At 70.8% G+C, this 21,310-nt stretch carries 19 protein-coding genes; 9 read left to right on the plus strand and 10 right to left on the minus strand.

Features of this window, described 5'->3' with window-relative positions; all coding sequences use genetic code 11:
- Window positions 1-27: 27 nt before the first annotated feature.
- The gene (locus YWY_RS0113045; RefSeq protein ID WP_156899232.1) at window positions 28-822 is read right to left on the minus strand and encodes a hypothetical protein; all 795 of its coding nucleotides are present in this window, start codon (window positions 820-822) and stop codon (window positions 28-30) included.
- 227 nt (window positions 823-1,049) lie between these two features.
- On the opposite strand from YWY_RS0113045, the gene YWY_RS0113050 reads away from it, so the two are divergent.
- Complete coding sequence (locus tag YWY_RS0113050) at window positions 1,050-1,742, plus strand: M15 family metallopeptidase (RefSeq protein ID WP_245566670.1); 693 nt, start codon at window positions 1,050-1,052, stop codon at window positions 1,740-1,742.
- A 128-nt stretch (window positions 1,743-1,870) separates the two neighbouring features.
- Here YWY_RS0113050 and YWY_RS0113055 read toward each other — a convergent pair whose 3' ends face one another.
- From YWY_RS0113055 to YWY_RS0113065, 3 genes are read right to left on the minus strand one after another with little or no spacing between them, the layout of a single operon-like run.
- Entirely contained in the window at window positions 1,871-5,479 is a 3,609-nt protein-coding gene (locus tag YWY_RS0113055) for a hydantoinase B/oxoprolinase family protein (RefSeq protein ID WP_028847963.1), read from the minus strand.
- Window positions 5,480-5,482: 3 nt separating this feature from the next.
- Window positions 5,483-6,103 (minus strand): L-threonylcarbamoyladenylate synthase, encoded by a 621-nt coding sequence (locus YWY_RS0113060; RefSeq protein WP_028847964.1) that lies wholly within the window; start codon window positions 6,101-6,103, stop codon window positions 5,483-5,485.
- A 49-nt stretch (window positions 6,104-6,152) separates the two neighbouring features.
- Window positions 6,153-6,872, minus strand: a complete 720-nt coding sequence (locus YWY_RS0113065; protein WP_051310205.1) for an IclR family transcriptional regulator — start codon at window positions 6,870-6,872, stop codon at window positions 6,153-6,155.
- 59 nt (window positions 6,873-6,931) lie between these two features.
- On the opposite strand from YWY_RS0113065, the gene leuC reads away from it, so the two are divergent.
- The gene (gene leuC, locus YWY_RS0113070) at window positions 6,932-8,332 is read left to right on the plus strand and encodes a 3-isopropylmalate dehydratase large subunit (RefSeq protein WP_156899233.1); all 1,401 of its coding nucleotides are present in this window, start codon (window positions 6,932-6,934) and stop codon (window positions 8,330-8,332) included.
- A 43-nt stretch (window positions 8,333-8,375) separates the two neighbouring features.
- Window positions 8,376-8,969 (plus strand): 3-isopropylmalate dehydratase small subunit, encoded by a 594-nt coding sequence (gene leuD / locus YWY_RS0113075; protein WP_028847967.1) that lies wholly within the window; start codon window positions 8,376-8,378, stop codon window positions 8,967-8,969.
- Window positions 8,970-9,196: 227 nt separating this feature from the next.
- On the opposite strand, the gene YWY_RS0113080 is transcribed toward leuD, so the two are convergent.
- The 3 genes from YWY_RS0113080 to cofC form a co-directional block, all read right to left on the minus strand.
- Complete coding sequence (locus tag YWY_RS0113080) at window positions 9,197-10,132, minus strand: NUDIX hydrolase (protein WP_038045059.1); 936 nt, start codon at window positions 10,130-10,132, stop codon at window positions 9,197-9,199.
- Window positions 10,133-10,136: 4 nt separating this feature from the next.
- Window positions 10,137-12,275 (minus strand): RNA degradosome polyphosphate kinase, encoded by a 2,139-nt coding sequence (locus tag YWY_RS0113085; RefSeq protein ID WP_245566688.1) that lies wholly within the window; start codon window positions 12,273-12,275, stop codon window positions 10,137-10,139.
- Between the two features lie 147 nt (window positions 12,276-12,422).
- Window positions 12,423-13,061 carry a 2-phospho-L-lactate guanylyltransferase gene (cofC, locus tag YWY_RS0113090; RefSeq protein WP_342665116.1) on the minus strand — a complete coding sequence of 213 codons (639 nt, stop codon included), beginning with the start codon at window positions 13,059-13,061 and terminating at the stop codon, window positions 12,423-12,425.
- 52 nt (window positions 13,062-13,113) lie between these two features.
- Here cofC and YWY_RS21900 point away from each other — a divergent pair, with 52 nt between their 5' ends.
- From YWY_RS21900 to YWY_RS0113105, 3 genes are all read left to right on the plus strand, one after another.
- Window positions 13,114-13,854 carry a lysophospholipid acyltransferase family protein gene (locus YWY_RS21900; protein ID WP_038045060.1) on the plus strand — a complete coding sequence of 247 codons (741 nt, stop codon included), beginning with the start codon at window positions 13,114-13,116 and terminating at the stop codon, window positions 13,852-13,854.
- Window positions 13,847-14,866: an NAD(P)H-dependent glycerol-3-phosphate dehydrogenase gene (locus YWY_RS0113100; RefSeq protein WP_028847971.1), complete on the plus strand. Its 1,020-nt coding sequence runs from the start codon at window positions 13,847-13,849 to the stop codon at window positions 14,864-14,866. The genes YWY_RS21900 and YWY_RS0113100 overlap by 8 nt, the downstream gene beginning before the upstream one ends.
- A 596-nt stretch (window positions 14,867-15,462) precedes the next feature.
- A complete protein-coding gene (locus YWY_RS0113105; RefSeq protein ID WP_028847972.1) occupies window positions 15,463-15,951 on the plus strand; it encodes a cysteine dioxygenase in 489 nt (162 codons plus the stop codon).
- 14 nt (window positions 15,952-15,965) lie between these two features.
- On the opposite strand, the gene YWY_RS21905 is transcribed toward YWY_RS0113105, so the two are convergent.
- Complete coding sequence (locus YWY_RS21905) at window positions 15,966-16,667, minus strand: pyridoxamine 5'-phosphate oxidase family protein (RefSeq protein WP_051310207.1); 702 nt, start codon at window positions 16,665-16,667, stop codon at window positions 15,966-15,968.
- 80 nt (window positions 16,668-16,747) lie between these two features.
- Here YWY_RS21905 and pdxR point away from each other — a divergent pair, with 80 nt between their 5' ends.
- Both pdxR and YWY_RS0113120 read left to right on the plus strand, forming a co-directional pair.
- Window positions 16,748-18,160: a MocR-like pyridoxine biosynthesis transcription factor PdxR gene (gene pdxR / locus YWY_RS0113115; protein WP_038045061.1), complete on the plus strand. Its 1,413-nt coding sequence runs from the start codon at window positions 16,748-16,750 to the stop codon at window positions 18,158-18,160.
- Window positions 18,161-18,181: 21 nt separating this feature from the next.
- The gene (locus tag YWY_RS0113120) at window positions 18,182-19,309 is read left to right on the plus strand and encodes a D-alanine--D-alanine ligase family protein (protein ID WP_051310208.1); all 1,128 of its coding nucleotides are present in this window, start codon (window positions 18,182-18,184) and stop codon (window positions 19,307-19,309) included.
- A 12-nt stretch (window positions 19,310-19,321) separates the two neighbouring features.
- Here the strand turns inward: YWY_RS0113120 and YWY_RS21910 are convergent, their stop codons facing one another.
- Both YWY_RS21910 and YWY_RS0113130 read right to left on the minus strand, forming a co-directional pair.
- Complete coding sequence (locus YWY_RS21910; RefSeq protein ID WP_084609235.1) at window positions 19,322-19,891, minus strand: DUF3515 domain-containing protein; 570 nt, start codon at window positions 19,889-19,891, stop codon at window positions 19,322-19,324.
- A gap of 21 nt (window positions 19,892-19,912) precedes the next feature.
- Window positions 19,913-20,152 carry an Lrp/AsnC family transcriptional regulator gene (locus tag YWY_RS0113130; protein ID WP_028847975.1) on the minus strand — a complete coding sequence of 80 codons (240 nt, stop codon included), beginning with the start codon at window positions 20,150-20,152 and terminating at the stop codon, window positions 19,913-19,915.
- Between the two features lie 135 nt (window positions 20,153-20,287).
- Between YWY_RS0113130 and YWY_RS0113135 the strand changes: the two genes are divergently transcribed.
- The gene (locus tag YWY_RS0113135; RefSeq protein ID WP_281168989.1) at window positions 20,288-21,265 is read left to right on the plus strand and encodes a thiamine-phosphate kinase; all 978 of its coding nucleotides are present in this window, start codon (window positions 20,288-20,290) and stop codon (window positions 21,263-21,265) included.
- Window positions 21,266-21,310: the final 45 nt, after the last annotated feature.

Genomic DNA, 21,310 nt, shown 5'->3' on the forward strand with positions numbered 1-21,310 from the left:
CTTCCCGAGACGACGTGCCGTCCGGCACTACCAGCGGCTGATCCACCACTCCTCGGCGTAGCCGGCCATGTAGCTGGTCGAGGACGGTGAGTAGGCGCGGTAGTAGTACTTCTTGCCCTTCGGCGGGGACGCCAGGACGAACTTCCAGGTGCCGTTGCTGTTGGCGCGGGTGTACTTGGCGTACTTCCAGCCGCAGCTGGCGCACTGCTTGTACTGCAGCTTGATCTGCGTGCCCTGGCCGCCGGGGCGCACCTTGCCGTAGTACTTGAACTTGGTGCTGGAGGTGCGCACCAGCTTGCTGCCGCTCAAGTTGCGGCGCACCCCGACCTTGGCGTAGGCGGCGGACGGCTCGTAGTTGCCGGTCCCCGCGAACGCCACGCCGAAGTAGTAGTTGCGCGGCGGCTTCCGGTAGAAGCGGAACAGCCCGGTCTTCGTGCTGGTCTTCATCTTGTCGACCTGGACCCACGGCTTCGACGTGCTGTTCCTGGCGAACAGCACCACTTCGACGCCGGGCAGCGCACCGCCGTCGACCACCACCTGACCCTCCAGCGTGGCCTTCCCGCCGTAGGTGATCCAGGTGCTGCGGTGCGTCCAGATGATCTTCGTCTTGATCTTCGCCGCGCCGGCCTTGTCCCCCTTGGCAGCCGTCAGGTCGACGACCTCGGCCTGCTCGGTCTGCGCCTTCGCCGGGGCGACGGCGCGCACGGTGGTGTCGGACTTGGTCTCGGCCGCGGGCTCGGCCCACGCCGAGCCGGCGATCGTGCCGCTCAGCGCGGTGACCAGCACCGCGGACGCGGCGACCAGCCTACGAGTTCGACGCACAGGTACCCCTCCGTCATGGTTGCGGACCCGCCGGATGCGAACCCACAGTGATCATTGCGCGGAAATCCTAAAGTGCGGCCGGGGAGTTCGTGACGGTTTTGCCGAAATCTCCCCTTCTCTGTGGCAGATGTCGTCCGCGTGGAGCTAGCGGCGTGGCCGGCGCCTGGCTACGATCGGCCGCCGCAATCCGGTGCACGGCCTGATGCACGGCAGAGAGGGGAGCCACGATGGGGAAACGTGTGTGGATGTCCGGCTTGGCCATGGTGGCGTCCGCGATCCTGGCGGGCACGCTCGCGGCCGTGCCCGCGTCCGCGGGCAGCGCCGACGCGGCAGGCTGGCGTCCGCCGTTCCGCGCCAAGATCGAACGGATCAGCCCGGAGCTGGCCGAGGAGATGATCGGGGTGTCGTGGCATCCCGGTTGCCCGGTGCCGATCGAGGACCTGCGGCTGATCACCATGAACCACCACGGCTTCGACGGCCGCTCGCACGACGGCGAGCTGGTGGTGCACAAGGACGTCGCCAAGAACGTGGTGAAGGTCTTCCGCAAGCTCTACTACCACAAGTTCCCGATCCGCCGGATGGAGCGCATCGAGCACTACGGCGGGAGCGACGACGCGTCGATGGAAGCCGACAACACCTCGGCGTTCAACTGCCGGGAGATCACCGGCGGTGGCGGCTTCTCGGTGCACTCCTACGGCAAGGCGATCGACATCAACACCATCGAGAACCCGTACGTCAAGGGTGACCTGGTGCTGCCGGAAGCCGGTCGGGAGTACCTGGACCGGGAGGACGTGCACCCGGGAATGATCGTCGACGGCGACATCGTGGTGCGCTCGTTCGCCAAGGCCGGGTTCATCTGGGGCGGCCACTGGACCAGCCCGATCGACTACCAGCACTTCGAGGTGCCCGTCGACGACTGAGCCGCTGGTGGCCTCCGGTGTCCGGGCGGGTGACGGTGCCGGGGCCGGGTGAGGCGGCGTTGCCGTCGGCTGGGTCGAGCGGTTCACTCATGTCGGTGCCACGGGCCGGGCGACGCCACCGTGCCGCGTCACTTCTCGGTGTCCGCTTCCTGAGGTGGGCCGTACCCGCCACCGCCCGGCGTCTCGATCACCAGCACGTCGCCGGGTGCCAGGTCGGCGGAGCCGCAGCCGGGCAGCTCGTCCACGGATCCGTCGGTCCGGACGACGTAGTTGCGGCCCAAGGCGCCGGGGCGGCCGCCTGCCATCCCGTACGGCGGCACCCGGCGATGCCCGGTCAGGGTGCTGACCGTGACCGGCTCGGTGAACCGCAGCCTGCGGATCACGCCGTTGCCGCCACGCCACTTGCCCGCACCACCGGAGCCACGGCGGATCGCGAAGCCGTCGACCAGGACCGGCAGCCGGTGCTCCAGCACCTCCGGGTCGGTCAGCCGGGAGTTGGTCATGTGGGTCTGCACCGCGTCGGCCCCGTGGTAGCCGGGTCCTGCCCCTGAGCCGGAAGCCAGCGTCTCGTAGTACTGGTGGCGGTCGTTGCCGAACGTCACGTTGTTCATGGTTCCGGATCCCTCGGCCTGCACGCCCAGCGCCGCGTAGAGCGCACCGGTGATGGCCTGGGACGTCTCCACGTTGCCCGCCACCACGGCTGCCGGATACTCCGGGGCCAGCATGCTGCCGGGCGGGACGATCACCCGCAGCGGCCGCAGGCATCCGTCGTTGAGCGGGATGTCGTCGGCCACCAGCGTGCGGAACACGTACAGCACCGCCGCCTTCACCACGGCCGTCGGCGCGTTGAAGTTGCTCGTCAGCTGCGGGCTGGTGCCGGTGAAGTCGATCTCGGCCGATCGGTTGGCCCGGTCGACGGTGACGCGCACGGCGATGACCGCGCCCGAGTCCATCTCGTAGCGGTACTCGCCGTCGTGCAGCCGGTCGATCACCCGGCGGACGGCTTCCTCGGCGTTGTCCTGCACGTGCCGCATGTAGGCCTGGACCACGTCCAGCCCGAAGTGGTCGATCATGGCCCGGACTTCGGCCACGCCCTTGGCGTTGGCCGCGATCTGCGCGCGCAGGTCGGCCAGGTTGGTGTCCGGGTCGCGGCTCGGATAGCGGGCGGACGTCAGCAGCTTGCGGGTCTCTTCCTCACGGAACCGGCCGTCACGGGCCAGCAGCCAGTTGTCGAACAGCACACCTTCGTGGTCGATGTGCGTGCTGCTGGCGGGCATCGACCCGGGGGTCAGTCCGCCGATCTCGGCGTGATGCCCGCGGGAGGCGACGTAGAAGAGGATCTCCCCGGGATCGTGCGGATCGTCGGAGGCGAACACCGGGGTGATGACCGTGACGTCCGGCAGATGCGTCCCGCCGTGGTACGGGTCGTTGACCGCATAGACGTCACCAGGCCGCATGTCGCCCGCGCGGCGCCGGATGACCTCCTGCACGCTGGTGCCCATCGAGCCGAGATGGACCGGGATGTGCGGGGCGTTGGCGATCAAGTGCCCGTCCGGGTCGAACAGCGCGCACGAGAAGTCCAGCCGCTCCTTGATGTTCACCGACTGCGCGGTCGACTCCAGCGCGACGCCCATTTGCTCGGCGATCGACATGAACAGGTTGTTGAAGATCTCCAGCAGCACCGGGTCGGCCTCGGTGCCGACTTCGGCGGATTCCTGCGTGCGGACCCGCTCGACGACGAGGTGGCCCTGCTCGATGCAGCGCGCACGCCAGCCCGGATCGACCACCGTGGTGCTGTTGGCCTCGGTGATGATCGCCGGGCCTTCGACGACCTGATCCACCGCCAGTGATTCCCGCTGGTACAGCCGTGCGTCGTGCCAACCGTCGGCATACAGCCGCACGGTCCCGATCGGCGCCGCAGGTTCGGTGCGCTGCACCGTGGGAAGCGTGGCCTCGGCCGACCGTGCGGTGGCCTCGACCGACACCGCCTCGATGATCAGCGGGCGGTCCATCAGGAAGGAGAACTGGGCCTTGTGCAGGCGTTCGAACTCCGCCGTCATGCCGTCCGCCGAGCCCAGCTGGACAGCCACCGTCGTGTCGGTGCCGTCGTAACGCAGGTGCGCGCGGCGGGTCACGTCGACGTCGCCCTGGTGCTTGCCGAGTTCGGCGATGGCCTTCTCGGCCAGCTCCTCGGCCACTTCGGCCGCCCTGGCCACGCCTTCGCCGGTCACCGCCACCTCGACGGAGCGCTGGCGTATGGCGGTCAGATCCGCCAGGCCGATGCCCAGCGCCGACAACACGCCGGCCATCGGCGGCACCAGGACGGTGCGGATGCCCAGGGCGTCCGCCACGGCACAGGCGTGCTGGCCTCCCGCGCCGCCGAAGGTGGTCAGCGCGTAGCGGGTCACGTCGTGGCCCTTCTGCACGGAGATCTTCTTGACCGCGTTGGCCATGTTGGCGACCGCGATCTGCCGGAAACCTTCGGCGACCTCCTCGGGAGTGCGATCGTCCCCGGTGGCGGCGCGGATCTCGGCCGCCAGCTCGGCGAACCGCTTCCGCACTCCGTCCGCGTCGAGCGGCTCGGTGCCGTCGGCGCCGAACACGTGCGGGAAGTGGTCCGGCTGGATCCGGCCGAGCATCACGTTGGCGTCGGTGACCGTCAACGGCCCGCCGCGCCGGTAGCAGGCCGGGCCGGGGTCGGCACCCGCCGAGTCGGGGCCGACCCGGTACCTGCTGCCGTCGAAGTGCAGGATCGACCCACCGCCTGCCGCGACGGTGTGGATGTCCAGCATCGGGGCGCGCAGCCGCACCCCGCCCACCACGGTGGTGAACACCCGCTCGAACTCGCCCGCGTAGTGCGAGACGTCGGTGGACGTGCCGCCCATGTCGAAACCGATCACCCGGTCGAACCCGGCGGCCTGCGACATCCGCACCATGCCGACGATGCCTCCGGCCGGCCCGGACAGCACGGCGTCCTTGCCGCGGAAGTGCCCGGCCTCGGCCAGGCCGCCGTTGGACTGCATGAACTGCAGGTCGGTGTCCGGCAGCTGGGCGGCCACCTGGTCGACGTAGCGGCGCAGCACGGGGGAGAGGTAGGCGTCGGCCACCGCGGTGTCGCCGCGCGGCACGAGCTTGAGCAGCGGACTGGCCTCGGCGGACAGCGAGACCTGGGTGAACCCGATCTCGCGCGCCAGGTCGCCGATCATGCGCTCGTGCTCCGGGAACTGGTAGCTGTGCAGGCACGCCACGGCCACTGCGCGGAAGCCCGCCCGGTACGCGTCGCGGAGTTCGGGTTCCAGCGCGGTCAGGTCCGGCTCGCGCAGCACCTCTCCACCGGCGGTGACGCGCTCGTCGACCTCGATCACCCTCGAGTACAGCGCGCTGGGCAGGGTGATCTGCCGGTCGAAGATGCGCGGGCGGTTCTGGTACGCGATGCGCAAGGCGTCGGCGAAGCCCTTGGTGATCACCAGCACCGTCGGCGCACCGGTGCGCTCCAGCAGCGCGTTGGTGGCCACCGTGGTGCCCATGCGCACCGCGTCGATGTCCGCCGTGCTGCCGGTACCCGCCGAGCTGGTGGCGCCCGCCTCGCTCAGCAGCTGCCGGATGCCCTCGACCGCGGCATCCGGGTACCGGGGATCCTGCGACAGCAACTTGTGGGTGCGGATGTCGCCGCCGGGAGTGCGCGCGACGATGTCGGTGAACGTTCCGCCTCGATCGACCCAGAACTGCCAGCCCATTCCTCACTCGAATCTGGTCGGATCACCCGCCCCGTAGCGGACGATCTCCGGCTCACCGGTGGAGAAGTCGACCACCGTGGTCGGCTCGGTGCCGCACTCGCCGGAATCGATCACCACGTCGACCAGGTGATCGAGCCGTTCCTTGATCTCCCATCCCTGCGTCATCGGCTCCGGCGTGTCCGGCAGCAGCAGCGTGCTCGACAGGATCGGCTCGCCCAGCTCCGCCAGCAGCGCCTGTACCACGGTGTGCTGCGGGATGCGCACGCCCACGGTGCGTTTCTTGGCGTTCATCAGCTGGCGCGGCACTTCCTTGGTGGCGGGCAGGATGAACGTGTACTGGCCGGGCGTGGCCGCCTTGATGGCCCGGAACACCCGGTTGTCCAGCACCACGAACTGCCCGAGCTGGGCGAAATCGGCGCAGACCAGCGTGTAGTGGTGCCGATGGTCGAGCTTGCGGATGTCCTTGATGCGCTCCAGTCCCTGCCGGTTGCCGATCGCGCACCCCAGCGCGTAGCACGAGTCGGTGGGATAGGCGATCAGGCCGCCGTCCCGCAACGTGGCGACCGCCTGGGCGATGGCCCTCGGCTGCGGGTTGACCGGGTGCACGTCGTAGTACCTCGCCATTCCGGCGAGCGTAGTCAACCGCACGCTCGCTGACACGCAGGCACGACGATCACAGCCGTTCGGTCAACGCATCCGCCGCGGCCAGCAGATCCGCGGCCCACCGCACGCCGGGTTTGCGCCCGATCCGCTCGATCGGCCCGGAGACCGACACCGCGGCGACCACGTTGCCGGTGGAGTCCTTGACCGGAGCGGACACGCTGGCGACGCCGGGCTCGCGCTCGGCGACGCTCTGCGCCCAACCGCGGCGGCGCACCTCCAGCAGCGTGCGCTCCCCGAACACGGCGTCCGCCAGGATGGCGCGCTGCGTCTGCGGATCCGCCCACGCCGCCAGCACCTTGGCGCCGGACCCGGCCGTCATGGGCAGCCGGGAGCCGACCGGGACGGTGTCCCGCAGCCCGCTCGGCGGTTCGGCGGTGGCGATGCAGACCCGCTGCATGCCGTCGCGCCGGTAGAGCTGAACGCTTTCCCCGGTGATGTCGCGCAGCTTGGGCAGCACCGAGCTCGCCGCGTCCAGCAGCGGATCGGTCGACCCGCCCGCCAGCTCGGCCAGCGCGGTGCCCGGGCGCCACCGGCCGTCCGGGCCGCGGCGCAGCAGGCGATGGGTTTCCAGCCCGACGGCCAGCCGGTGCGCGGTCGCCCGCGGCAGGCCGGTGCGGGCACACAGATCGGCCAGGCCGCACGGCTCGGTCGCCACGGCCTGGAGCACGGCGACCGCCTTGTCGAGGACGCCGATGCCGGACGACGGTGCAGTCGAGGTATCCTGTCCCACAGCGCGATACTAGCGTCTCGAATATTGGGAAGTCCAGATACTGGGAAATGGGTCCGGCCATGGGTAAGACACTTGCGGAGAAGGTCTGGGACGCGCACGTGGTGCGTCGCGGCAAAGGCGCCGAACCGGACCTGCTCTACATCGATTTGCACCTGGTGCACGAGGTGACCAGCCCCCAGGCGTTCGACGGGCTGCGGCTGGCCGGCCGCAAGGTTCGGCGGCCCGACCTCACCATCGCCACCGAGGACCACAACGTGCCCACGATCGGCATCGAGCTGCCGATCGCCGACCCCGTCTCCCGTACCCAGGTGGAGACGTTGCGCAAGAACTGCGCGGAGTTCGGCATCCGGCTGCACCCGATGGGTGACGACGAGCAGGGCATCGTGCACGTCATGGGCCCGCAGCTCGGCCTCACCCAGCCCGGCATGACCGTGGTGTGCGGCGACTCGCACACCTCGACGCACGGCGCGTTCGGCGCGATGGCGTTCGGTATCGGGACTTCCGAAGTGGAGCACGTGCTGGCCACCCAGACGCTGCCGCTGCGCCGGTTCAAGACGATGGCCATCAACGTCAGCGGCAAGCTGCGCCCCGGCGTGACGGCCAAGGACATCATCCTGGCCATCATCGCCAAGATCGGCACCGGCGGCGGCCAGGGCTACGTGCTGGAGTACCGCGGCGAGGCCATCGAGGCGCTGTCCATGGAAGCCCGCATGACCATCTGCAACATGTCGATCGAGGCGGGCGCGCGGGCAGGCATGATCGCCCCGGACGAGACGACGTTCGCCTACCTCAAGGGCCGTCCGCACGCCCCGCAGGGCGCCGAGTGGGACAAGGCGGTGGCGGCCTGGCGCCAGCTGCGCAGCGACGACGACGCGGTGTTCGACGCCGAGGTCGATCTGAACGCCGACGAGCTGACCCCGTACGTCACCTGGGGCACCAACCCCGGCCAGGGCCTGCCGCTGAGCGAGCGGGTGCCGGACCCGGCGGACTTCGCCGACGAGACCGAGCGGCTGGCCGCCGAGAAGGCACTGGCCTACATGGACCTCAAGCCGGGAACGCCGCTGCGCGACATCAAGGTGGACACGGTGTTCCTCGGCTCGTGCACCAACGGGCGGCTGGAGGACCTGCGCGCGGCCGCCGAGGTGCTGGCCGGCCGCAAGGTGGCCGACGGGGTACGGATGCTGGTCGTCCCCGGCTCCATGCGGGTGCGCAAGGCGGCCGAGGAAGAAGGCCTGGACAAGGTCTTCAAGGAGGCGGGTGCGGAGTGGCGCGCCGCGGGCTGCTCGATGTGCCTCGGCATGAACCCCGACCAGCTCAAGCCGGGGGAGCGCAGCGCGTCGACGTCGAACCGCAACTTCGAAGGCAGGCAGGGCAAGGGCGGCCGCACCCACCTGGTGTCGCCGCTGGTCGCCGCGGCGACCGCGGTGCGCGGCACGCTGTCGTCGCCGGAAGACCTGTGACGCGCGGGTCCACCACGAGCAGGAGAGGCAGGCAGAGTCAGACATGGAGCCGTTCAGCAAGCACACCGGGGTCGGGGTTCCCCTGCGCCGGTCCAACGTGGACACCGACCAGATCATCCCGGCCGTCTACCTGAAGCGGGTCACCCGCACCGGCTTCGAGGACGGGCTGTTCGCCGCATGGCGCAGCGACGAGACGTTCGTGCTCAACCAGGAGCCGTTCCGCAACGGGTCGGTGCTGGTCGCCGGTCCGGACTTCGGCACAGGATCGTCGCGCGAGCACGCGGTGTGGGCCCTGATGGACTACGGCTTCCGGGTGGTGATCTCGTCCCGGTTCGCCGACATCTTCCGCGGCAACGCGGGCAAGCAGGGCCTGCTCACCGCGCAGTGCGAGCAGGCGGACGTCGAGCAGCTGTGGAAGCTGCTGGAGAACGAGCCGGGCACCGACGTGACGGTCGACCTGAACGAGAAGACCGTCCAGTGCAAGGACTTTTTGACCACGTTCGACATCGACGACTACACCCGCTGGCGGCTGCTGGAGGGCCTGGACGACATCGCGCTCACCCTCCGGCACTCCGACACCATCGCCGAGTTCGAGGCGTCTCGGCCGTCGTACATGCCGGTCACCACGCCGCGCTGACCTGGCGTCCGGGTCCCGGGTAGCGCGGCTCGGGCTTCGGCTGGAGCGGCTCGTGGCTCGGCTGGCGCGGACAGTGGCTCGGGTGGCGCGGACAGTGGCTCGGGTACTGCGCCGGGAGCACGGTGGAGGGCCTGCGAGCGTGGATGGCGCAGCCGAAGGCTCGGGCAGTGCACTGCTCGGCCGGCAGCAGCCGCCGCCGACGCGGGCAGGATGTGGCTCATCCCGGCCTAGCCGTCGATCGGCGGCGGTGGGACGTAGTGCGCCGCCACCAGCCGCGGCGCCGTCCCGTCCTGCGATGTCGCGCGCCGGAAGGTCATCACCCATGTCGAGCCCTTCTTGGTCGGGACGTCGGTGAATGCCACGCCGTCCTGTCCGGCGAGCTCGGCCAGCAGGCCGGGGATCACGCCGCCCTGGCTGCACACCACGGGGGTGCGGCTGGCGGCGGCGATCTGCCGCAGCCGGGCAAGGGCTTCTCGCGGGGACTCCCGGTAGGCGTCCTCGGACAGCGCCGGCTCGTAGCCGACCTCGACGTCGGCTTCGGCGGCCACCGCGCGCACGGTCTGCACGCAGCGCAGCCGTGGAGCCGCATACACCCGGTCCGGCCGGAACAGCGACAGCTGCCTGGTCAGCGCCTTCGCCTGGCGTTCACCGTCGGCGGTCAGCGGGCGCAGGTCGTCGTCGCCGTTCCAGTTCTCCCTGCTGCCCGCCTTCGCGTGCCGGACCAGCAGCAGCGTGGTCGCGTCGGGGCCGAGGCTGCCGAACGCGTTTAGCACCGCGCGGTCGGCGTCGTAGGACACCAGTTCGCGGGCCTGCTCCAGCGTGCACCAGCGCAGCCGGTCGACCTCCTCGTTGGGGGTGAACTCGCCCGCTGTCGCTCGCGCGGCGTAGTAGGCGACCACCTTGTGCCCGCCGGCCACCGGATAGCCGACCTGGGTCACGAACGGCCCGAGCGTGCACACGTTGCCGGTCTCCTCGGTGACTTCGCGCGCTGCGGCCACCGGAGCGGTCTCGCCGTCGTCCAGCTTGCCCTTGGGGAGCGACCAGTCGTCGTAGCGCGGCCGGTGCACCAGCGCCACCTCGCGATCCGTGCCGCGCGGCCGCCACAGCACCGCCCCGGCAGCCTGGACCGCCCGCTCCGGGTAGGCCACCACCAGTGCGCCCATCGGGTCAGCCGCCTCGGTGCTGGGCGAGCAGTTCGAACTGGTGGTCGCGCACTTCGGCGTCCGGCGCCGGCGACGGGGTCCATTCCCCGTCCGGTCCGAGCACCCAGCACCGGGTGGCCGGGTGCAGCGCGGACTCGAGCACGTCGTCCAGCTGCGCGGTCAGCCGGGCGTCCTGCACCCTGACCAGCACCTCCACCCGGCGGTCGAGGTTGCGGTGCATCATGTCCGCGCTGCCGATCCAGTACTCGTCCGCGCCGACGAAGTTGATGATGCGCGAGTGCTCCAGGAACCGGCCGAGGATCGAGCGCACCCGGATGTTGTCGCTCAACCCCGGCACGCCGGGCTTGAGCGCGCAGATCCCGCGCACCACGATGTCCACCGGCACCCCGGCCTGCGACGCCCGGTACAGCGCGTCGATGATCTGCTCGTCGACCAGCGCGTTGAGCTTGAGCCGGATACCTGCCTGCTTGCCCTGCCCGGCCAGGTCGATCTCCCGCCGGATCCGCTCCAGGATGCCGCGCCGGATGCCGTGCGGCGCGGTGAGGATGGTGCGGTAGCTGACCTGCCGGGAGTAGCCGGTGAGCACGTTGAACAGGTCGGTCAGATCGGACCCGACGTCGTCGTCGGCGGTCAGCAGCCCGATGTCCTCGTAGAACCGCGCGGTCTTGGGGTTGTAGTTGCCGGTGCCGATGTGGCAGTAGCGACGGATCCGGTTGCCCTCCTGCCGGACCACCATGGCGATCTTGCAGTGCGTCTTCAGCCCGACCAGACCGTAGACCACGTGCACCCCGGCGCGCTCCAGCGTGCGGGCCCACGCGATGTTGGCCTGCTCGTCGAACCGGGCTTTGATCTCCACCAGCGCGACCACCTGCTTGCCTTCCTCGGCCGCGTCGATCAGCGCGTTGACGATCGGCGAGTCACCCGACGTGCGATACAGCGTCTGCTTGATCGCCAGCACCTTCGGGTCGGTGGCCGCCTGCTCGATGAATCGCTGCACGCTGGTGGAGAACGAGTCGTACGGGTGGTGCACCAGCACGTCGCCCTCCCGCAGCGTGGAGAACACGCTGCGCGGCGTCTCCCGCTCGGCGAACGCCGGGTGGGTGGCGGGCACGAACGGCGGGTACTTCAGGTCCGGCCGGTCCAGATCCGCCAGCTGGAACAGGCACGACATGTCGATCAGCCCGGGCACCGAGACCACGTCGTGCGGATCCACCTCCAGCTCGCGCAGCAGCAGCTCGAGCATGTGATCGCTCATGTCCTGCTCGATCTCCAGCCGCACCGGCGGGCCGAACCGGCGCTGGGCCAGCTCGCGCTCCAGCGCCTGCAGCAGGTCCTCGTCGCGGTCCTCCTCCACCTCGAAGTCGGCGTTGCGGGTGACCCGGAAGACGTGGTGCTCGATCACCTTCATGCCGGTGAACAGGTCGTCCAGGTGCGCCGCGATGAGCTCTTCCAGCGGCAGGAACGTGGCGTTCGGCCGGTTGTCGGGGTCCAGCCGGATCAGCCGCGGCACGTTGTTGGGCACCTTGACGCGAGCGAACCGTTCGATGCCGCTTTCCGGGTCGGCGACCGTGACGGCCAGGTTGAGCGACAACCCGGAGATGTACGGGAACGGGTGCGCCGGGTCCACCGCCAGCGGCGTCAGCAGCGGGAAGATGTTGTCGCTGAAGTACCGGGACAGCCGGGCGCGGTCGTCGGCGGTGAGATCGACCCAGCGCACGAACCGGATGCCCGCGCTCTCCAGTGCAGGACGCACTTGCTCCCTGAACACCGCGGTCTGGCGCGCCACCAACTCCTGGTTGCGCTTGGAGATGTAGGTGAGCTGTTCCCTCGGCGACAGCCCGTCCGCGCTGCGCACGTTCAGCCCGGTCTCGTCGCGCCGCTTCAACCCGGCGACGCGCACCATGTAGAACTCGTCCAGGTTGGTGGCGAAGATGGCCAGGAATTTCGCCCGTTCCAGCAGCGGCTGCGACTCGTCCTCGGCGAACGCCAGCACCCGGGCGTTGAAGTCCAGCCAGGACATCTCCCGGTTCAGGTACCGGTCGTCCGGCAGCTCGGTCGCTCGCTGCGCCGGGGTGACCGCCGGGGGAGCCGCGAGGCCGTGCGAGGGCGCGCGGTCCTGCTCGTCGGCCGGAGCTCGCGTCACTTCACTCACACCGTCATTGTTCCGCAACGCGGGCGGCCCTGGGGCGAACAGCAGGTGAACGAGCTGTTCCGCGCACCACGGGGTCGCTTCGGCTGCCAGTGCCGGGCGAGGCCGCGTCGCGGCCGGGAATCCGCTGAATGCCGGGGGTCAGCACGCCCGGGTGCGGGTCTGCAGAGCCGCCCGCGTGTGCTCGCCGACACCCAGCAGCTGGACGTGAGCAAGATCATCCGGAGTGTCCACGTCCGCCCGCAATGTCGGCACCGTCAGTTCGACCGGCGCCGCGCCGGACTCGGTGTGCGCCCTGGCCGAGCCCGGCCCGAAGTGCGGATCGAGCTCGCCGGCGGGGGCGGACAGCAACAACGTCGTCCCGGTGCCTGCCCGGTCGGCGCAGAACGCACGGCGGGCACCGGAGGCGGCGATGGCGGCGGCCAGGTCGTCGGGACGCAGCGCGGGGAGATCGGCCTGCAGGGCGCCGACGACGCAGTCCGGGTCCTCCGCACGCACCTGGCGTGCGACATGACGCAAGCCGGCGTTGAGGCCCGACTCGCCCCCGTCGAACACCACCTCCGCGCCGAGTTCGCGCAGCGCGCCGAGCTCGGTGGGGTCGGCCGCGGCAACCAGCACCCGGCGGACCGCGGGGGTGGCCAGCGCGGCCGCGACGGTGTCCATCGCCATGGCCAGGGCGAGGGCGGACCGCAGCTCGCCGCTCCCGGCCCGCTCGGCGAGCCGGGATTTCGCCGCGGTCAGCCGCTTCAGCGGGACCACCAGGTTCACAGCCACTGCCACGCAGTTATCTTCGCTGATAGCGTCGGCAACCGAGTCGCGAGGAGGGGCTGCGGTGGTAGAGCGGGAGAAGGGCGGCCCGTGGGTGGCCGCGTTGGCGTCGGTGTTCTATCCCCTGACTTACCTGGCCCGGACCGAGGCGCAGCACGCGGAGCGGATACCGCGCACCGGCGGGGCGGTGATCGCGATGAACCACATCTCGCACGCCGACCCGGTCTTCGACGCGGTGTTCATCCACAAGCAGGGCCGGGTGCCGCGCTTTCTGGCCAAGGCCAGCGTGATGACCGCGCCGGTCTTCGGCCGCATGGCGCGTGGCGCCGGCTCCATTCCCGTCTACCGCGGCACGTCCCAGGCCAAGGACGCGCTGCGGGAAGCCCACCAGGCCCTGCGCGACGGCAAGGTGATCGTGATCTACCCGGAAGGGACCATCACCAAGGACCCGCTCGGGTGGCCGAAGAACTCCTACCCGGGCGTGGCCAAGCTCGCCCTGGCCAACGACGTGCCGGTCGTCCCGATCGCCAGGTGGGGCACCCGGGACCTGCTCGACCTGTACCACAAGAAGATCCGGCCGTTCCCGCGCAAGACGGTGAAGTACCTGGTCGGCGAGCCGGTCGACCTGTCGGCGTTCAAGGGCCAGGAACCCACGCCGGAGCTGCACCAGAAGGCGACCGAGTTCATCATGGCCGAGGTCACCCGGCTGCTCGGTCAGCTGCGCGGGGAGCAGCCGCCCCCGCACGCGGGCAAGGACACCCACGGCGAGGACACCCAGGCCGACGGCAAGGGCGCCCATGGCTGAGCCCGTTCCGCAGCGCATCGCCGTGCTCGGTGCAGGCTCGTGGGGCACGACGTTCGCCAAAGTGCTCGCCGACGCGGGCCGGGACGTGGTGCTGTGGGCGCGGCGCAAGGAAGTGGCCGACGAGATCACCGAGCAGCACACCAACGCGGCGTACTTGCCGAACATCACGCTGCCCGAGCGGCTGACCGCCACCTCGGACGCGGCCGAGGCGCTGGCCGGGGCCGAGGCGGTGGTGCTCGCGGTGCCCAGCCAGTCGCTACGGGAGAACCTGACCCGTTGGCGGACGCTGCTGCCCGACGGGGTGCCGCTGGTCAGCCTGGCCAAGGGTGTGGAGCTCGGCACGCTCAAGCGGATGAGCGAAGTGATCGTGGACGTCACCGGCGTGCCGCAGGACCACGTCGTGGTGGTGTCCGGGCCGAATTTGGCGCTGCCCATCGCCCAGGGCGAGCCCGCGGCGACCGTGGTGGCCTGCGCCGACCACGACCGGGCCGTGGCGATCCAGAAGGCCTGCATGGGCGGCACGTTCCGGGTCTACACCAACACCGACGTGGTGGGCTGCGAACTGGGCGGTGCGGGCAAGAACGTCATCGCGCTCAGCTGCGGGATGGCGGCCGGGCTCGGCTACGGCGCGAACACCATGGCCACGCTGATCACTCGTGGCCTGGCCGAGATCGTGCGGCTGGGCGTGAAGCTCGGCGCGGATCCGCTGACGTTCGCCGGCCTGGCCGGCCTCGGCGACCTGGTGGCGACCTGCACGTCTCCGCTGTCGCGCAACCGGACCTTCGGTGAACGCCTGGCCAGGGGCGAGACGCTGGAGGAAGCGCAGCGGCACGCCGGTGGTCAGGTGGCCGAGGGCGTGAAGTCCTGCTCGTCGATCCTCGCCCTGGCGCGCAGGCACGGCGTGGAGATGCCGCTGACCGAGGGCGTGCACCAGGTGTGCCACGACGGCAAGGACCCGGCGGAACTGGCCGCCGAGCTGCTGGGCAGGGCGCGCAAGTCGGAGTGGGACTGAATCCTCAGCGCGACGGTGCACCGCGACGTCGGGACTGGGCATGGACGACGGCCGGCAGTCGCCGCGGCATCATCGCGCCCGGTGGCAGCCGAACCGCTCGTAACCGAACCCCATCGCAACCCCCACCCTCCCTGGGGGGCGACCCCGGCTCGAGTCTAGTGCCTGTGCAGCCGACGGATAACGGCTCGTCAGCACACCTGTGGACGACTCGGAGCTGTGGATCAGGCGCCGCACGCGTGGATCGGCTGCCGGTACCACAGACCCGGCTCGGGGCCGCCAGATGCGCGTCCCGAGCACTCACCTCGGCTCAGGCGCCGCCAGGCAGAGCCGCACGTTGCGCCGTTGCGGCGTGCTGCACAACGCACTGCTCCTGCTGTCGTAGGGACAGCGGGGACCGAAGTCAACACTTCCGGGGGCTTCCGGCCTCGCATCGTGAGATCCGGTTGACCGGCTCTTCGGCGGCTTGATTGGGTGTGCGGCATGAACCAGCGCAGGACCTGGCCGCGTATGTCGATGTGCGTGTGCGCCGCGCTGTGTTGTTGCTGCCGGTAGACCGCAACGTTCCGGTTCACCAGGCAGTCCGAGTGAGGAAGCTGATGTTCGCCGTCCCTGTCAATACCGTTGCCGCTCAGGAAAAGTCCGCCCTCCGCCACCCCGCCCGGGTAGCCGTGGCCTACGCCGCGTCCCGCGACCGGTGGCGCCACCTGCTCCGCTACGACGCCGACGAACGGTACGCGGTGCTGATCGACCGCACCGACACCGACGAGATCTGGCTGATGAGCTGGCTGCCGGGGCAAGGCGCACCACGCCACGACCACGGCGACACCAGCGGCGCCTTCACCGTGGTGCACGGCGAGCTGACCGAGGTCGTGCTCCGGCGCAACGCCGTGCAGGACGCCCCGCCGGAGATCAACGTGCTCCGCTCGGGCCAGACCCGCGCGTTCGGCCCCGGATACGCCCACCAGGTCAGTAACAAAGGCGTCGACCCCGCGGTGAGCATCCACGTCTACCGCTACGGCGGGCGGACGATCCGCCCTTACCCCGCGGATGCGGCCGCGGCCCGGGCCGACGGAGCGGCAGGCTGAGCGGGCCCGTTGCGTCACCCGGCAGGCACGGCCGCGGCGTAGGCCCGTGGATTCTCCAGGTGACGTCGCTCGGTGACGTGCGGCGGCACCGGTAGCTGCGAGGTCATGTCCGGCGACGGTATCGGCGCGCCGAAGGCGACCTCCAGCGGCAGGACACCCGCCCACACGGCGTTGGCCTCGACGTCCTCCGGGTCGTCCCCCGGGTACGTGGCCCGGATCTTCACCGACGCCTCGGCCAGCGGCAGGGCCAGGACACTGACCGCGGCCAGCTCCTTGTTGGTCGCGTCGCGGGCATAGCCCCACGAGCCGGGAGCCAGGTGGTCGGTGATCACCCGCAGCGCGTGCAGCTTGGCGGAACGCTCGGTGATCGGCGTGGCCGTGCCGTGGATGACGGCCGAGCGGTAGTTGATCGAGTGGTGCATCAGGCTGCGGGCGTAGACGATGCCGTCGACATGGGTGACCGCGACGCAGACGTCGGCGCCCTTGGCCGCGGCACGCAGGCTGCGCGCGCCGGTGGAGCCGTGCAGGTACAGCGTGTCGCCCTCCCGGCCGTAGGTGGTGGGCAGGACGACCGGGGAGGAATCCAACACGATGCCGAGATGGCAGACCAGGCCCGCGTCGAGGACTTCGTACAGTGCGGCACGGTCGGTCACGGTGCGATGCTTCGTGCGATTCGGGGTGCTCCGTGGGGTCGGCGACAACGGTGCAGCGCTCATACCGGAAAGCCTCGCCGAGGCAGTGGCATGGTGAAATGTCCAATCTGCAAGAATTTCTGATGTCCACTTAGGGAGGGGTGATGGCGGAGACCGCACTGGGCAGCCGGGGCGAGACCACACTTCCGGTGACGCTGGACCGAAAGTCGCGCACCCCGCTTGCCGTACAGCTCGCGGACGCGCTGCGCACCGCCGCCTCCTCGGGGCACTTGCGCGGCGGTGACCGGCTGCCGTCGACCAGGGCGCTCGCCAAGCGCCTCGGGGTCAGCAGAACGGTGACCGCGGCCGCCTACGAGCAGCTGCACGCCGAGGGATGGATCGTCGGCAGGCACGGCTCGGGCACCTACGTCACCACCACGCCGCCGTCCGGGCGGCCGCAGCACGCCGAGAACGCGCCGGACGCCGCGGTCGACTCCGGCCTGCTGGAGCTGGTGCCGGGCATGCCGTGGGCGGAGGGGATCGAGCGCTCGGCATGGCGGCGCGCATGGCGGGCGGCCTCCGACGAGCCGCCGTCGCAGCGCACCGATCGGGCCGGGCTGACCGGTTACCGCGCGGCGATCAGCGAGCTGCTGCTGCGCCATCGCGGCCTCAACGCCGCACCGTCCGCCGTGCTGGCCACGGCGGGCACCACCGCGGCGGTGGCCGAGCTGGCCTTCGGGGTGCTGCGGCCGGGGGACACCGTCGCCGTCGAGGAACCCGGCTATCAGCGCGCGGTGCAGGCGTTGCGATCGGCCGGGGTGCGGGTGGTGCCGCTCGGCGTGGATTCCGACGGTGTGCGGGTGGACGAAATCGGCGACGTCGCCGCGGTGTACTGCTCCCCGGCCCACCAGTACCCGCTGGGCACGCGGATGAGCGCGGCCCGGCGAGTGGCGCTGGTGGAGAGGGCGCGCGCCGACGGATTCCTGATCATCGAGGACGACTACGACGGCGAGCTGCGGTTCGACGTGGCTCCGCTGCCGGTGCTGGCCGCGCTGGCGCCGGACGTCGTGGTGCATCTGGGCACCACGAGCAAGATCCTCACCCCGACGCTCGGGGTCGGCTGGATGGTGGCGCCGCCTCCGGTCGCCGAGGCGGTGCTGGCCTACCGTGAACGCACCGGCACCCGTCCCTCCCCGGCCGGGCAGCGTGTCTTCACGGCCTTCGCTCGCAACGGCGACCTGGGCAGACATCTCCGCCGGGTGCGGCGGGAACTGTCCGAGCGGCGGCAGTGGCTGGTGGCGGCGCTGACCGAAGCCGGTGTCCCGGTGCTCGGCGACGACGCGGGCGCGCACCTGGTGGTGCCCATGGCCACCCCGGAGGAGGAGCAGAAGAAGCTGGCCGCGGCGGCCGAGCGCGGGATCCTGCTGGACGGCCTGGCCAGGCACTTCGCCGCCGAGCCGACGGTGTTCGGGGTGGCGATCGGGTACGCGGGCTGCTCCCGCGCCGAGCTGTACGAGGCGATCCCGGCCGTGATCGACGTGTTGCGAAGCCCCGGTGGTCCACCGGCGTCCGGTTGATGCGCGGTAGGGTCAGCGACTATGGCACAACCACCCAGCCGGCCGCTTGACGCCACGGGAGGGCGCAAGATCCGCGTCGCCGTGATCTTCGGTGGCCGCAGCACCGAGCACACCATCTCCTGCGTGTCCGCGGGCAGCATCCTGAGCAATCTGGATCGCGATCGGTTCGACGTCGTGCCGATCGGCATCACACCGGACGGTGGCTGGGTGCTGACCACGTCGGACGCCGAGGCGCTGCGGATCAAGGGGCGCGAGCTGCCCGAGGTGACCAGCGGCGCGGAGATCATCCTGGCCGGCGACGCGCGGCGGCGCGAGCTCGTCCTGCTGCACGGCAAGCAGACCGAGGCGCTGGCCGGCGTGGACGTGGTGTTCCCGGTCCTGCACGGTGCGTTCGGTGAGGACGGCACCATCCAGGGGCTGCTGGAGATGGCCGACCTGCCCTACGTCGGCTCCGGGGTGCTGGCCAGCGCCGCGTCCATGGACAAGGTGTTCGCCAAGAAGCTGCTGGCCGCGGAGGGGCTGCCGATCGGCGAGTACGCCGTGGTGCCCAGGGACGCGGACAAGCTCCCGCAGGCCGAGCGCGACCGGCTCGGGCTGCCGGTGTTCGTCAAGCCCGCGCGCGCCGGGTCGTCGGTGGGCATCACCAAGGTGACCGACTGGGACCAGCTCGGCGACGCGATCGCGCTGGCCCGCCGGACCGACCCGAAGGTGCTGGTCGAGGCGGCGATCGTGGGACGAGAGGTGGAGTGCGGCGTTCTGGAGTTCCCGGACGGCCGCATCGAGGCGTCGCTGCCCGCCGAGATCAGGGTGGTGTCCGACGACAAGGACGCCTGGTACGACTTCGAGACCAAGTACCTGACGGACACCGCCGAGCTGGACATCCCGGCGAAGCTGGACGACCAGGTGATCGAGCGCGTGCGGGCAATGGCCGTGCGTGCGTTCCGGGCGCTGGACTGCGCGGGCCTGGCCCGGGTGGACTTCTTCGTCGGGCCGGACGGCGACGTGAAGGTCAACGAGCTGAACACCATGCCCGGGTTCACCGCGACCTCGGCTTACCCGAAGATGTGGGAAGTCACCGGCGTGGACTACCCGACCCTGCTGACCACGCTGATCGAAACCGCGTTGGCGCGCGGCACCGGCCTGCGCTGAGGCCGGCCGGGGTCAGCGCGGCATGGCCGCGGCGACCGCTTTGCTGAGGTCCTGCACGACTCCGGTGCCTGCCCCCTCCGGCACCGTGACGGCGACCGTCACCGGCTTGCCTGCCACGTACCAGGTGGTGGCGCCGGTGTTGTCCACCGGGAACCACTGCACGTCGTCGACCACCACCAGCTTCGAGGTCGGCTTCAGCTCGCGCGGCTTGCCGACGCCGCAGCGCAGCACGACCGGCTCCGACGTGCCCCAGGCGGCGGTCGCCGGGGGAGCAGGGTCGGCGAGTTCTCGCCGCGGCAACTGACGCCCAGCCGACTTCACCGTCGGCGGCAGCTCGGCCATCAGCCTGGCGCACTCCGGCCTGCCGGCGTCGGGTGCGCTCACCGCGGGCACGGGCAGCGGGCCGGCCTGCCGTGCGGGTGTCTGCCTGCCGCCGAAAACCAGGCCGACGACCGCGACCCCGGCGACCAGCACGATCGCCAGGCCCGCGGCGACAAGGAGGACCGGCCGCGGCGGTAGTGCCGATTCCGTCGCCGATGCCGGAGGGGACGGTTGCTCGTCGGAGGATGCTCGGCTACTCACCGCGGCCTTTCCGGTCCAGGGTCAGCTCTCCAGATGCACCACGGGGCAGGTCAGCGTCCGCGTGATGCCGTTGACGTTCTGCACCTTAGCGACCACCAGCCTGCCCAGTTCGTCGACGTTCTCCGCTTCGGCCCGCACGATGACGTCGTAGGGGCCGGTGACGTCCTCCGAGCTTGCCACGCCGGGAATCTTGGCGATCTCGGCGGCCACCGACGCTGCCTTGCCGACTTCGGTCTGGATCAGGATGTATGCGTTGACCACGGCGCGCCCCTTCGTCACCTGCGTTGTGATTCAGGTCCAATAAGGGCCGGCGACGTCAGCGACGACGTCCGGCCCAGCAAAGTTACCGCAGCCGGCACTCGGATGTCCGACTGTTTGTCATACAAGGAGGTTACGGTGCAGCAGCGCAGCCCGGGCGGACGAACGGTCGCCGACATGGGCGAATTCACGCTGATCGGCGCCGTGGTCGCGGGCCGTCGGCAACCGGCGACGACGCAGCTCGGGCCCGGCGACGACGCGGCGGTGGTGACGGCAGCGGACGGCCGCGTGGTCGCCACGACGGACGTGTTGGTGCAGGGCGTGCACTTCCGGCTGGACTGGTCGACGGCGGAACAGGTGGGCCGCAAGGCGGTGGCGGTGAACCTGGCGGACGTGGCCGCGATGGGGGCGAGGCCGACGTCGGTCCTGGTCGGCCTCGCCTGCCCGGCGTCGACACCCGCGCAGTTCGCCATGGACCTGGCCAAGGGGATGGGCGAAGAGGCCGAGCGGGCCGGGGCGGGGCTGGTCGGCGGCGACATGGTCGCGGCGGACCAGATCGTCATCAGCGTCACGGCGCTCGGCGATCTGGAAGGCCGCGCCCCGGTGACCCGTTCCGGTGCCAAGCCGGGCGACGTGCTGGCCGTGGCGGGACGGCTGGGCTGGGCGGCGGCGGGCCTGGCGGTGCTGGGGCGCGGCTTCCGTTCCCCGGTCAACGTGGTCAACGCGCACCGCTGGCCGGAGCCGCCGTACCAGGAGGGACCGAAGGCGGCCACGGCAGGCGCCACCGCGATGATCGACGTGTCGGACGGCCTGCTCGGCGACCTCGCGCACATCGCACGAGCGTCCGAGGTGTCGATCGACGTCGAAGCGGGCCGCCTGGAGATCGACCGGCGGCTGGCCGAGGTCGGTGCCGCGCTCGGGGTCAGGCCGCTGGACTGGGTGCTCACCGGGGGTGAGGACCACGCGCTGGCGGCGACGTTCCCGCCCGACGTCCCGTTGCCCGAGGGATGGCGGGCGATCGGGTCCGTGCTACCCGCCGAGGACGAGCCCGCGGTCACCGTGGACGGCGAGGAGTACCAGGTGGCCGAGCCTGGCTGGCAGCACTGGCGTCGGTGACCGGGCGGATTCCGCTTCCGCCGAGCACCGGTGCCGCCCGATACG

Origin of the sequence: Thermocrispum agreste DSM 44070 (genome assembly GCF_000427905.1) — a bacterium.
Taxonomy (GTDB): Bacteria; Actinomycetota; Actinomycetes; order Mycobacteriales; family Pseudonocardiaceae; genus Thermocrispum; species Thermocrispum agreste.